Source organism: Pseudoalteromonas sp. NFXS39, from assembly GCF_040148775.1.
Taxonomy (GTDB): Bacteria; Pseudomonadota; Gammaproteobacteria; order Enterobacterales; family Alteromonadaceae; genus Pseudoalteromonas; species Pseudoalteromonas apostichopi.
The window spans coordinates 13,405-27,478 of sequence record NZ_JAGDEC010000004.1; the positions used below are offsets into that span (position 1 = coordinate 13,405).

A 14,074-nucleotide genomic window follows, 5' to 3' on the forward strand; every position below is an offset into this window, starting at 1 on the left:
TATTTGATAGATGAAACACCATATATTGTGATTTGATTCACTTTTGAGCATTCTTTGATGATAAAAAAATCAGTCAAAATTTATTTTTAAAAACGATAAATTTTCTGGATCTTTTGTTGATTTCTACAAATTTCGTCTTCTATGAATGTTCAAAGGTTAATGGTTACTAACACAATACGTTTATCCAATAGTTATCCACAAAATGGGGCAATTCTATCCCTTGCAAAACAACGCAGACCACACTATCTTGTGATCTGCAATTTAAACAACACCAGATATTGTGGCTAAATGTTATTCAATTAGTTCACCCTGGTATTGAATAATAATAATTACATAAAGAATACCTTTGTCTTTACAACGATAATTTCCCAAGGAATACAGGCAAAACTATGAACCAACAGCTATCTGTAAGCAAACGTGACGGCCGTAAAGAGTCACTTGATCTAGATAAGATCCATCGCGTGATCGCTTGGGCCGCAGAAGGTCTAGAGAATGTGTCTGTCTCACAAGTTGAATTAAAATCTCATATTCAATTTTATGACGGCATTCGTACCGATGACATTCATGAAACAATCATCAAAGCTGCAGCTGATCAGATCTCTAAAGATACGCCTGATTACCAATACCTAGCTGCTCGCTTAGCTGTATTCCATTTACGTAAAAAAGCGTACGGTCAATTTGAGCCGCCACGCTTATATGATCACATCACGAAATTAGTTGAAGACAAACGTTATGATCAACACCTTTTGGTTGATTATACCGAGCAAGAAATTGACGAGTTAGATGCTTACATCGATCACAACCGTGACTTAAACTTCAGCTACGCTGCTGTAAAGCAACTTGAAGGTAAGTATTTAGTTCAAAACCGTGTTACTGGTGAAATTTACGAAAGTGCACAGTTTTTATATATCTTAGTTGCTGCAAGCTTATTCTCTGATTATCCAAAAGAGACGCGTATTGATTACATCAAGCGTTTTTATGATGCAGTGTCTACCTTCAAAATTTCGTTACCTACGCCAATTATGGCAGGTGTTCGTACGCCTACACGTCAGTTCAGCTCATGTGTACTAATTGAATGTGGTGATAGCCTAGACTCTATTAATGCGACATCATCTGCGATCGTTAAATATGTTTCGCAACGTGCTGGTATTGGTATTAATGCGGGTCGCATTCGTGCGCTTGGTAGCCCTATTCGTAATGGCGAAGCGTACCACACAGGTTGTATTCCATTTTATAAGCACTTCCAAACTGCTGTTAAGAGCTGTTCACAAGGTGGTGTTCGTGGCGGCGCAGCTACGCTGTTCTATCCACTTTGGCATTTAGAAGTTGAAAATTTATTAGTTCTAAAGAACAACCGTGGTGTTGATGATAACCGTGTACGTCATCTTGACTACGGTGTGCAGTTCAACAAATTAATGTATAGCCGTTTAATCAAAGATGATTACATCACATTATTTAGCCCATCAGATGTTCCGGGTCTATACGATGCGTTCTTTGAAGATCAAGCGAAGTTTGATGAGCTATACATCAAGTACGAGCAAGACGAGTCAATTCGTAAAAAACGTATTAAAGCGATTGAGTTATTCTCAATGTTTGCACAAGAGCGTGCGAGCACAGGTCGAATTTACTTACAAAACGTTGACCACTGTAATACGCACAGCCCGTTTATCTCGACTGTTGCGCCAATTCGTCAATCTAACCTATGTTTAGAAATTGCATTACCAACTAAGCCTCTTAGCAATGTAATGGACGAAGAAGGTGAAATTGCCCTTTGTACGCTTTCAGCGTTTAACTTAGGTGCAATTGAGTCACTTGATGAATTAGAAGAGCTTGCAGAGCTTGCCGTACGTGCTCTTGATAACTTACTTGATTTCCAAGACTACCCTGTTCCTGCGGCTAAAAACGCAACTATGGGTCGTCGTACGCTAGGTATTGGTGTTATTAACTACGCATACTACTTAGCGAAGAACGGTAAGCGTTACTCAGATGGCAGCGCAAATGCCCTAACTCACAAAACATTTGAAGCTATTCAATATTATCTAATGAAAGCATCAAATGAGTTAGCGAAAGAACGTGGTGCGTGTCCTAAGTTTAACGAGACAACGTATTCTCAAGGCATTATGCCAACAGATACTTATAAGCGTGACCTAGATCAGTTCTGTGATGAACCTCTTCACTTAGATTGGGATTCATTACGCGAAAGCATTAAAGAGCATGGTATGCGTAACTCTACGTTATCTGCACTTATGCCTTCAGAGACATCATCGCAAATCTCTAACGCAACAAATGGTATTGAGCCACCACGAGGTCATATCAGCGTTAAAGCAAGTAAAGATGGTATCTTAAAGCAAGTAGTTCCAGATTATGAAAATCTGAAAGATAACTACGAGCTACTGTGGGATATTCCTTCAAACGATGGTTACCTACAGCTTGTTGGTATTATGCAAAAATTCGTTGACCAAACGATCTCTGCAAACACCAACTATGATCCATCTAAGTATGAAGGCGGTAAAGTACCTATGAAGGTGCTATTAAAAGACCTACTGACTGCGTACAAACTCGGTGTTAAAACTCTGTATTATCACAATACACGTGATGGTGCATCAGACTCTCAAGATGAGTTAACACCAGAGGTAGAAGATGACGGTTGTGCAGGCGGCGCTTGTAAAATCTAATTAAATTAATAACATAACAAAAGCGGGCTCATTAGCCCGCTTTGTCCTGACTGTTTTTTGAGAAATCACTATGTCTTATACAACTTTTAGCCGAAATCATAATAACCAATTACAAGAACCGATGTTTTTCGGCCAAACGGTAAACGTGTCACGTTACGACCAACAAAAGTACCCTATCTTCGAAAAGCTAATCGAAAAGCAACTTTCGTTCTTTTGGCGTCCTGAAGAGGTTGATGTAAGTAAAGACCGTCTTGACTTCCAAGCATTACCAGATCACGAAAAGCACATCTTTTTAAGTAACTTAAAATATCAAACTTTACTTGATAGTGTGCAAGGTCGTTCACCTAACGTTGCGTTACTACCAATTGTGTCTATTCCTGAGTTAGAAACGTGGATTGAAACATGGGCGTTTAGTGAAACGATTCACAGCCGTTCATACACACACATTATTCGTAACGTGACGCAATCTCCTGAGCTTATCTTTGATGATATCGTAAGCAACGAGAAAATCAGCGAGCGTGCTGATGCCGTTACTAAATATTACGACGATTTAATCAACATGATTTCTGTTTACAACCTTTACGGTGAAGGAAAACATGTGATCAACGGTGAAGAGGTTAAAGTCAGTTTATTTGACCTTAAAAAGCAACTTTACCTTGCGATGATGTCGGTTAACATCCTAGAAGCTATCCGTTTCTATGTTAGCTTTGCCTGTTCATTTGCATTCGCAGAGCGTGAATTAATGGAAGGTAATGCGAAAATTATCAAGCTAATTGCACGTGATGAAGCTCTACACCTTTCTGGTACACAACACATCTTAAACATTATGCAAGAAGGTAAAGACGATCCAGAAATGGCCATCGTTGCCGCACAATGTCGCGAAGAAGCGATTCAGATGTTTGTTGAAGCAGCTGAGCAAGAAAAAGATTGGGCAGAGTATCTTTTCAAAGATGGTTCAATGATTGGTCTGAACAAAGATATCTTATGTCAATACGTTGAATACATCACTAATGCCCGTATGACTGCAGTAGGCCTACCAGCACAGTTCGAAAGTAAGAGTAACCCTATTCCGTGGATCAACTCTTGGTTAGTATCTGACAATGTTCAAGTTGCCCCACAAGAAGCTGAAATTAGCTCTTACCTTGTAGGTCAAATTGACTCTCAAGTTGATGCATCTGACTTTGGTGACTTCGACCTGTAATGAGCTCAAACACAACTGCAGAGGTTATCCTTGCAGGAACAGACAGCCAGAATCTTGAATTTGATTCTGGCTGTTCATCTCTCCTTGAATGCCTAGAACAACACAAAATAGATGTCCCCTACCAATGCCGTGAAGGCTATTGTGGCGCATGCCGTGCTAAATTAGTCGAAGGTGATGTGAGTTATAATCAAGAGCCACTCGCGTTTGTGCGGGCAGGTGAAGTATTACTCTGTTGTAGTAAACCCAATGGAAAAGTAAAACTTGAGCTTTAATGCCATACAAGCTCGCTAGTTTGGTAGAAATTTTCTTTATCAGAGACACTCACCATTTGCTGATCAATTGTAACATCCCACTGTAGATTTTTAGTTAAATGACTCGCCAACTGCTCAATGAAGTTATCATCAAACGCAATTAAATGACCATTACTGATCAGTTCCAACTGATGTTCATTTTCTTGTAACCAATTGTTGTTTAATGTTGTTACAACCCAAAGCTCGTCAACTCTTTTAGCTATTTTATTGAGTTGTAAAATATCCGGTTGGTCAACAGCAAGCCATGTTTGATAATGCTCATCTAATGCTTTTATTGACACATCCGGTTCGCCATGACTGAACTTTGCATTCAGCATCGCTGTTTCGTTGTGTGAAAATAAGCAATAACTTAAAAGCTTAAGAACAAAGTGTTGATAGCTTTCACGACGGTCACAAGCAGTAGTAAACACCTCTTTGTGATTGCGGTGCTCTCTTAAATCAGCAATGGTGAAATTTGCTTTAAAGACTCTATTTTTATCAGACATAAGATTTAGCCATCCAAAAGTAACAGCCTAAGTATAGTGTATGGTGTTAAAATCGCGACTTAATGGAAAGTTATAGTATAACGTTATTGCGATTGAAAAATTGCAGTGTTATATTATAACGCAACACTTAACAACAAACTTAGAAGTAGTAATGATGAAACAAGTTTCAATTCTTTCTAGTGCTGTTGCCGCTGCGCTGTTTTCTCAATCCACAATGGCTGCTGTGATCACAGGTCAAGTATTAGATAAAAACCAACAACCTATCAGCAATGCTGAAATACACGTACACGGTAAATCTCAAAGCGTTGTTACTGACAAACAAGGTCAGTTTAAAATTGATGTAGACAACCAAGGTCAACTACACATCAGTAAAAATAATTTCATCGATAAACGCATTGCTATTAATGGTGACGATCAAAACCTAGTCGTTACACTTACACCTACTTCCGTTGAAACGGTTGTTGTTTATGCATCAGCACTTCATAAGAATAGTCTTGAGATGATTTCGCCAGTTAATGTATTAGCGGGCGATGAACTAAAAGACAAGGCTAAACCTACACTAGGCGAAACACTAAAAGGTTTACCCGGTGTTAATGCAAGCTATTTTGGCCCTGTATCTTCTAGCCCAATTATTCGTGGTTTAGATGGTCCGCGTGTAAAAATCACCCAAAATGGTCTTGATAGCAGCGATGCATCACGAATTGGTCCAGATCACGCAACATCGAACGACAGCTTAGCAGCTGAGCAAATCGAAGTACTTCGTGGCCCTGCTACCCTACTTTATGGCTCTGGCGCAATTGGTGGTGTGGTCAACGTAGTTGATAACCGTATTCCAACGGATAACATTGATACTTTAACAGGTGCTGCACAATACACTCACGATACGGTATCAAATACCAACACTTATGCTGCAAAACTTGAAACCGGTAACGATGGTTTTAACTTCCATTTTGATGGTACTAAGCGTAAAGGTCATGACTACAAAACACCAACGTTCGAGCTTCCTGAAGAGCATGACGAACATGAAGGTGAAGATCATGAAGAACACGAAACAGCTAACAGTGTTGAAAACACCTTTATCGATAGCCAAACTGTTAACTTTGGTACAAGTTATGTTGGCGACCACCTAACACTGGGTGTTTCTTATGGTCGTATCGAAACTGATTATGGTATTCCTGCTCATTCACACCATCATCATGCGCATGACGAGCAAGATGAACATGAAGACGAGCATGATCAACATGAAGAACCTGTTTTCGCTCAGCTAGAGCAAGATCGCTGGCAAGGTTACATGAGCTATGCACTTCATGATAACTGGATTGAAAATATCTCACTACGCGTTGGCTACACCGACTATAAACATGCAGAAATTGAAGATGGTGCCGTGGGAACAGTGTTTACAAACAAAACAACTGAAGCACGTGCAACCGTTGAGCACAAGTTAGGCCTTTGGCACGGTATGGCAGGTTATCACTACACTGAGTCTGACTACGATGCAGATGGTGAAGAAGCTTTTACACCTGCAAGTGTGACTAAAACAAACGCAATTTTTATGCTTGAAGAGCGCCAGTTTGGTGATGTGACCGTTGAGCTAGGTGCACGCCTTGAAGATTACCAAATCGACTCTGCTGTAAGCATGGCTGAGCATCATCATGATCACGATCATGAAGAGGAAGAAGAGCACCATGACGAAGAAGCTGAAATCATCAACTACAGTGAAGATTTCACAAACCTGAGCTTATCTGCAGGTGCAATTTGGCAATATCAAGAAGGCCAAAGTGTAGCTTTAAGTGTGTCTCGTTCTGAACGTGCGCCACTAAGTGCTGAATTACTGTCAAACGGTGTTCATATCGCAACAGGTACCTACGAGCTTGGCTTAGGTTATCATATTGAAGACAGCGAAATTCATTTTGAGCCAGAGGATATCGAGCAAGAAACTGCAACCAACTTTGATTTAAGTTTCCGCCGTTTTATTGGTGATTTTGGTTATACAGTTAACTTCTTCTATAACGACATTGAAAACTACTACTACCAGCAAAATACAGGTTTGGTATTTGATGAAGAGCATGGCTTAGAATCTGCAGCTGAAGCAGACGAAGATGCAATGGCGGTTTATCAGTTCAGTAGTAAAGATGCAAAACTATACGGCATTGAATTTGACGTACACTATCAAGTAACGCCAAGTGCCTTGGTTAAAGTGTTTGGTGATTCAACAACCGCTAAACTAAAAGATGATGAAGGTTATTTACCTCGTATCCCAGCTAATAAACTAGGCTCTGAATTACAGTACACAATTGCTGATTGGAAATTTAGCCTAACAGGGACTCATTATTTTGAGCAGTCTGACATTACTGCTTACGAGACAAAAACAGAGGGTTATACCCTGTTTGATGCATCAGCAAACTATCAACTTGACCTAGGTCCTGTGGATACACAACTTTATATCAATGTTGACAACTTAACCGATGAATTAGGCTTCGTACACAGTTCATTTATTAAAGAAAAGGCTCCACTACCAGGTCGTAACTTCAGCCTAGGTATTCGTGGCTATTTTTAATTTGATTTAACTTTTAATAGTTATAAAAAAACCCTTTCACTTTAAAAGTGAAAGGGTTTTTTATTAAGCTTAGAAACTTAAACAATTAGTAAAGGGGTTTAGCCTTTCTGTTCAATCTTCGCCCATGAATCTCGAAGACCCACAGTTTGATTGAATACTAATGAATCTGCTTTGCTATCACGACAGAAATAGCCTGTACGCTCAAACTGGAAGCCCTGCTCCGCTTGTGCATTAGCAAGTGAAGGCTCTACTTTAGCATTTGCAAGAACCACTAGAGATTCAGGGTTAAGTGTTGCGTTAAAGTCTTCGGCAGCCGCTGGGTTTGGTACGTTAAATAAACGGTCGTATAAACGAACTTCAGCTGTGATAGATTCACTTGCTGATACCCAATGAATTACACCTTTAACCTTACGGCCATCACTTGGGTTTTTACCCAGTGTTTCAGGATCGTAAGAGCAGAATATAGTGGTAATTTCACCATTTTCGTCTTTTTCAACACGCTCGGCTTTAATTACATATGCACCACGTAAACGTACTTCTTTATCAAGCACTAAACGCTTGAACTTATTGTTTGCTTCTTCACGGAAGTCTTCACGCTCGATATAAAGCTCACGAGTGAAAGGCACATCACGGCGACCCATCTCTTCTTTATTCGGATGGTTTGCAACAGACAAGGTTTCTACTTTATCTGCATCATAGTTTTCGATAACAACCTTGACCGGATCAAGAACAGCCATTGCACGTGGTGCATTTTCGTTTAGGTCTTCACGGATACATGCTTCTAACATGCCCATTTCAACCATGTTCTCTTGTTTAGTGACACCGATGCGTGAACAAAATTCACGTACTGAGGCAGGTGTATAACCACGACGACGTAGACCAGCAATCGTCGGCATACGTGGGTCGTCCCATCCTTCAACATGGCCATTAACTACTAAGTCGTTTAATTTACGCTTAGACATAATGGTGTATTCAAGATTTAATCGTGAAAACTCGATTTGTTGTGGATGACACTCAAGGCTGATGTTATCTAATACCCAATCGTATAAACGACGGTTATCTTGGAATTCAAGCGTACATAATGAATGTGTGATGCCTTCTAGCGCGTCGGAAATACAATGCGTGAAGTCGTACATTGGATAAATGCACCATTTGTCGCCCGTTTGGTGGTGATGAGCAAAACGTACACGGTATAAAATCGGATCACGCAATACCATAAATGAGCTTGCCATGTCGATTTTTGCACGCAGTACACACTCGCCTTCTTTGAATTCGCCATTTCGCATTTTTTCAAAAAGCGCTAGGTTTTCTTCAACTGGCGTGTCGCGGTAAGGACTGTTTTTACCTGGTTCTTTCAAAGTACCACGGTATTCTCTTGCTTGATCAGGAGATAAGAAACATACATATGCTAGGCCTTTTTCGATAAGCTCAACAGCATAACCATATAAAGCATCGAAATAGTTAGATGAATACTTAATTTCACCATCCCATTTAAAACCTAACCACTGCACATCTTCTTTAATTGAGTTTACGTAGTTGATGTCTTCTTTTTCTGGATTCGTATCATCAAAACGTAAATTACAAAGACCTTGATAATCTTGGGCGATACCAAAATTCAAACAAATAGACTTCGCGTGACCAATGTGTAAAAAACCATTTGGTTCTGGTGGAAAACGCGTGTGTGTAGTCGCATGCTTACCGCTTGCGAGATCTTCATCGATACGCGTTCTAATAAAGTTACTTGGGCGATTCTCAATTTCCGCCATAGGAGCATAATCCTCTGAATATTGCATGGTGACAAAACTAATGCATTATTACAAAAACAAACCCTAACATACAGTAGTAGAATCATGTTTATTGAAGATATTAAGTCGATTGTTGAATACATAGTTCACAGACTCAACAAAAACGCTAAAAAAATTGTTCTAACGCAATAAAATGATCATTGACTAACGATATAGTGCCACTAGTTTCACTACCAATAAGGAAAAAAGATGGCTTCGCTCAATCAACACCGAGTCTATATTCCAAGCTCAGCACGTGCAAATCAGTATGTGTTAGTTGAATTTAAACCTACTGATGAGTTTTTTGCCCAGTTCACAAATGTTAGCTGTGCTTATAAGCGTCTTGCAAGGGAGTTATTTGCACTCTGTGATGAGTATGAATTACACAATGTTCACTTAATCGCTAACGATAAACTGCCGGTAGTTCGTTACCATGATGAGGCGTATAGTTTAGAAACCGCGAAACAAATTTTATTTTTCTATAACCCTCAATACCATGAAGCACACAATGTGTTTGCTGATGGTGAACAAAAATGCAAAAAAATTCGTTTATTGTTCCTGGCGACTGGTGAAGATATTCGCGCTAATGCGGCAAGTTTTCATCATAATGTGCAGCGAGTAATAAACTCTTTACAAGAAAAGATATTAAGCAATCAGCCAACTTTAAAAGTTCGTGATCACCAACACCTTACTTATGATTTATTTGCCAAAGCAAAAGGTCACAAAGAAAGCTATGGTTATAAATTACGAAGCTTGTATCCTCGCTTTCAATCTCGCCAATGTCATTTACCAACTGAACACAGTGAGATAGCTTATGCAGGTTTTTCGATTCCTGTGACTCGTGCTATCAAAACTCAATTTCAACATATGTTGAATGAAGAGAATTACACCGAGTTTTATCAATACATTTTTGATGCGTTTAAACGTGCTTGTGATAAACGCGGATTAACACTGGGTGCATTTATCGCTAATGGAACACGACCTATTGTCCGAAATAGTAATATTGATAACGCACAAAGTAACAGTGAACTACAAAAGTTAACCTTTGATTGCAGCTCTGAGCAAGTACAATTACAACAATATTGGAATGCAAATCAACTTGTTGATTCACTGCATTTCGTAATAGCAGCAGCAGACAAAGACAAACATGACATTGGTTATGGCAAGTTTATGAATCATGTACAGAGTGCGATTAATGAAGTGACAGATGAACTGGCATTTAATCCAACTCGTCAAGATTTACGTGTTCGTTTTTATCAGCACATAAACTATCAATACTAACTAAGTTTAGTTTAATTAATCGAGGTGACGTATTCACGTCACCTTTTAATTATCGATTATTGCTTAGCTTAGTTAAGTCTAGTCGTAGCACCTTAGAACGACGCTCATAGTTATAAAGTGCTTTTTTCTTTTCAGGTAATTCATCAACCGTGACCAGTTCAAAGCTTTGCTCTAAAAACCAATGAATACTACGGGTAGTCAACGCAAATAAATGCGAATAACCTGCACGTTTGGCTTTATTAATAATAAACCGCAGCAGAAAACTGCCACGGTCTGCATCTCGGTACTGAGGATGAACAGCAAGACTTGCAAACTCCCCCACTTGTTCATCTGCAAACGGATATAAAGCCGCACAGGCAATGATAAGCCCATCACGCTCTATCACAGTAAATTGTTCAATTTCAATTTCAAGCTGCTCACGAGAGCGGCGTACTAAATACCCCTGCTGTTCAAGTGGCCTGATAAGATTAATAATACCGGTAATATCAGAGATGCTAGCACTTCGTAATTGTTCAGAGCTTTGCGGCGCGATTTGTGTACCAATACCATCTAATGAGAACAACTCTTGTAGTAACGCGCCGTCTTCTTTATAACTAACTAAGTGACAACGATGCACGCCACCACGACAAGCATCAATCGCCGCTTGTAAGAAAACCGTTGCACTTAAACATGCATCTGGTTGATTACGATAACTTGCTAATAGTTGCTCAGCTTCATTTGGCATTAACTCAGCAATCGCTTCACCATTTTCATCTAAAATACCAGCTTCTTGGCAAAACCCGAGCATTTTATCTGCACGAAGCTTTAGCGCTACTTGTGTTGCAATTTCTTCTGCAGTTAAGTTAAAGCTTTCACCGGTAACCGATGCCGCGATTGGTCCAAGTAATACAATACCGTTGTTATCTAATTGATGGCGAATCCCCGCGACATCAACACGTCTTACTCTACCTGAATGATGATAGTCTACACCTTCATCAACCCCTAAAGGTTGAGCAATAACAAAATTACCACTCACTACATTTAGAAATGAACCTGACATAGGAGTACTACTTAAAGAGGTTGATAAGCGCGCAGTAATATCGAATTGCATAGCACCCGCGACCTTTTTAATGACTTCAAAAGTTGCATTATCAGTCACTCGTATCTCATTATGAAACTGACTAGTTATGCCAACTTGTTCAAGTGCCGCATTAAACTGTGGACGAGCCCCAAATACTAATACAATCTTAATACCAAGACTGGTTAGAAGCGCAACATCATTAATGATGCTACGACAACCAGACTGGTCAATCGCCTCTCCGCCAAGCATAACAACGAAAGTTTTACCGCGGTGAGCATTAACGTATGGGGTTGACTGGCGAAATCCATCTACCAATTCTGTGGTACGCACGTAATATTTACCTTATTAAAGTCGAGTGTTTTAATAAAAACAGATATACAAGCCACAAGTGTAGAGAATTTATATTCACAAATAAAGCATTATTATTCTTAATTTGCTATAGAATTTTTCATACCATAAATTAAAAAGAAGCAAATACAAAAAAGGCCCGCATAAGCGAGCCTTTCTTAAGAGATTATAAACTGATTACCAGCCTGTTTTCTCTTTAAGTGCAGCACCGATATCAGCTAGTGAACGTACAGTTTTTACGCCAGCAGCTTCTAATGCAGCAAATTTTTCATCAGCAGTACCTTTACCGCCTGCGATGATTGCACCAGCGTGACCCATACGCTTACCTGCAGGTGCAGTAACACCAGCAATGTAAGAAACAACAGGTTTAGTCACGTTGTGCTTGATGTATTCTGCAGCTTCTTCTTCTGCAGTACCACCGATTTCACCGATCATAACGATAGCTTCAGTTTGCTCGTCTTTTTCGAACATTTCTAAAACGTCGATGAAGTTAGTGCCAGGGATAGGGTCACCACCGATACCAACACATGTTGATTGGCCGAAACCAGCATCAGTAGTTTGTTTAACCGCTTCGTAAGTAAGCGTACCAGAACGTGATACGATACCTACTTTACCAGGCTTGTGGATGTGACCAGGCATGATACCAATCTTAGTTTCACCAGGAGTGATAACACCTGGGCAGTTAGGACCGATCATACGAACACCAGTTTCATCAAGCTTAACTTTAACGTCAACCATGTCTAGTGTAGGGATACCTTCAGTGATACAAACGATAAGCTCGATGCCAGCATCGATTGCTTCTAAGATTGCATCTTTACAGAAAGGTGCTGGTACGTAGATAACTGATGCAGTTGCGCCAGTTGCTTCAACAGCGTCACGTACTGTGTTGAATACTGGAAGACCAAGATGCGTTTGACCGCCTTTACCTGGGCTTACACCACCAACCATTTGTGTACCGTACTCAAGCGCTTGCTCTGAGTGGAAAGTACCTTGGCCACCAGTGAAACCTTGACAGATAACTTTTGTATCTTTATTGATTAATACAGACATTATTTGCCCTCCGCAGCAGCAACAACTTTTTCAGCTGCGTCTGTTAGTGATTCAGCAGCGATGATGTTAAGGTCAGAACTAGCTAGTACTTCACGACCTAGTTCAGCGTTAGTACCTTCTAAACGAACTACTACAGGAACGTTTACACCCACTTCTTTAACTGCGCCGATGATACCTTCTGCGATCATGTCACAACGTACGATACCACCAAAGATGTTAACTAAAACAGCTTTAACGTTGTCGTCAGATAAGATGATCTTGAATGCTTCAGAAACACGCTCTTTAGTTGCACCGCCACCAACATCTAGGAAGTTAGCTGGCTTGCCACCGTGTAGGTTTACGATATCCATAGTACCCATCGCTAGGCCTGCACCGTTAACCATACAGCCTACGTTACCGTCTAGTGCAACGTAGTTAAGCTCGAAGCTTGCAGCGTGAGCTTCACGCGCGTCTTCTTGTGAAGGATCGTGCATTTCACGGATTTTAGGTTGACGGTAAAGCGCGTTACCATCTACACCGATTTTACCGTCTAGACAGTGAAGGTTACCTTCGTCTGTGATTACTAGCGGGTTGATTTCTAATAGTGCGAAATCGAAATCGTTGAACATGTTAGCAAGACCCATGAAGATCTTAACGAACTGTTTCATTTGAGTAGGGTTTAAACCTAGTTTGAAGCCTAACTCACGAGCTTGGTAAGCTTGAGGACCAACTAGTGGATCGATCTCAGCTTTGTGAATTAGTTCTGGAGTTTCTTCTGCAACTTGCTCGATTTCAACACCACCTTCAGTAGATGCCATGAAAACAACTTTACGAGAAGCACGATCTACTACAGCGCCAAGGTATAATTCGTTAGCGATGTCAGTGCAGCTTTCTACAAGGATTTTAGCTACTGGCTGACCATTTTCGTCTGTTTGGTAAGTAACTAAGTTTTTACCTAACCAGTTCGCAGCGAACTCTTTAACTTCGTCGATTGTTTTAACTAGCTTAACACCGCCAGCTTTACCACGGCCACCTGCGTGAACCTGTGTTTTAACAACCCACATATCACCGCCGATTTTCTCAGCAGCTGCTGCAGCTTCTTCAGGTGTATCGCAAGCGAAACCTTGAGAAACTGGTAAACCATATTCGGCAAAAAGTTGTTTTGCCTGATACTCATGCAAATTCATGATGCTTTATCCAATTTTTTATACTAAAAGAGCTGAATATTTATGCAAAATAAACAGCTATCCCAAATTGCGCACTTAGTATAAATCCCAAGGCTCCACATGAAAACCCCAGTTAGACCAAAGGCGCAAAAAAAAAGCTGTGAACAAGGTTCACAG

At 40.2% G+C, this 14,074-nt stretch carries 10 protein-coding genes; 5 read left to right on the forward strand and 5 right to left on the reverse strand.

Annotated features, from left to right (window positions below; translation table 11 throughout):
* Positions 1-389 precede the first annotated feature (389 nt).
* The 3 genes from nrdA (at position 390) to yfaE (ending at position 4,148) form a co-directional block, all read left to right on the forward strand.
* Entirely contained in the window at positions 390-2,675 is a 2,286-nt protein-coding gene (nrdA, locus tag J3455_RS08690) for a class 1a ribonucleoside-diphosphate reductase subunit alpha (RefSeq protein WP_130051427.1), read from the forward strand.
* A 70-nt stretch (positions 2,676-2,745) separates the two neighbouring features.
* The gene (gene nrdB, locus J3455_RS08695; protein ID WP_130051426.1) at positions 2,746-3,876 is read left to right on the forward strand and encodes a class Ia ribonucleoside-diphosphate reductase subunit beta; all 1,131 of its coding nucleotides are present in this window, start codon (positions 2,746-2,748) and stop codon (positions 3,874-3,876) included.
* Entirely contained in the window at positions 3,876-4,148 is a 273-nt protein-coding gene (yfaE, locus tag J3455_RS08700; protein ID WP_130051425.1) for a class I ribonucleotide reductase maintenance protein YfaE, read from the forward strand. The genes nrdB and yfaE overlap by 1 nt, the downstream gene beginning before the upstream one ends.
* Here the strand turns inward: yfaE and J3455_RS08705 are convergent.
* Positions 4,145-4,672 carry a YaeQ family protein gene (locus tag J3455_RS08705; protein WP_130051424.1) on the reverse strand — a complete coding sequence of 176 codons (528 nt, stop codon included), beginning with the start codon at positions 4,670-4,672 and terminating at the stop codon, positions 4,145-4,147. The two genes, yfaE and J3455_RS08705, sit on opposite strands and share 4 nt — an antisense overlap.
* Positions 4,673-4,826: 154 nt before the next feature.
* On the opposite strand from J3455_RS08705, the gene J3455_RS08710 reads away from it, so the two are divergent.
* Positions 4,827-7,229: a TonB-dependent receptor gene (locus J3455_RS08710; protein WP_349561654.1), complete on the forward strand. Its 2,403-nt coding sequence runs from the start codon at positions 4,827-4,829 to the stop codon at positions 7,227-7,229.
* 98 nt (positions 7,230-7,327) lie between these two features.
* On the opposite strand, the gene glnS is transcribed toward J3455_RS08710, so the two are convergent.
* Positions 7,328-8,995, reverse strand: a complete 1,668-nt coding sequence (gene glnS, locus J3455_RS08715) for a glutamine--tRNA ligase (RefSeq protein ID WP_349561552.1) — start codon at positions 8,993-8,995, stop codon at positions 7,328-7,330.
* 228 nt (positions 8,996-9,223) lie between these two features.
* Here glnS and J3455_RS08720 point away from each other — a divergent pair, with 228 nt between their 5' ends.
* Entirely contained in the window at positions 9,224-10,294 is a 1,071-nt protein-coding gene (locus J3455_RS08720; RefSeq protein WP_349561553.1) for a DUF3083 family protein, read from the forward strand.
* A gap of 49 nt (positions 10,295-10,343) precedes the next feature.
* Here J3455_RS08720 and argA read toward each other — a convergent pair whose 3' ends face one another.
* From argA to sucC, 3 genes are all read right to left on the reverse strand, one after another.
* Positions 10,344-11,684 (reverse strand): amino-acid N-acetyltransferase, encoded by a 1,341-nt coding sequence (gene argA, locus J3455_RS08725; protein ID WP_167657603.1) that lies wholly within the window; start codon positions 11,682-11,684, stop codon positions 10,344-10,346.
* 195 nt (positions 11,685-11,879) lie between these two features.
* A complete protein-coding gene (sucD, locus tag J3455_RS08730) occupies positions 11,880-12,752 on the reverse strand; it encodes a succinate--CoA ligase subunit alpha (protein ID WP_130051420.1) in 873 nt (290 codons plus the stop codon).
* Positions 12,752-13,918, reverse strand: coding sequence for an ADP-forming succinate--CoA ligase subunit beta (sucC, locus tag J3455_RS08735; protein WP_054551366.1), 1,167 nt, complete (start codon positions 13,916-13,918; stop codon positions 12,752-12,754). Before sucC ends, sucD begins: the two co-directional genes overlap by 1 nt.
* Positions 13,919-14,074: the final 156 nt, after the last annotated feature.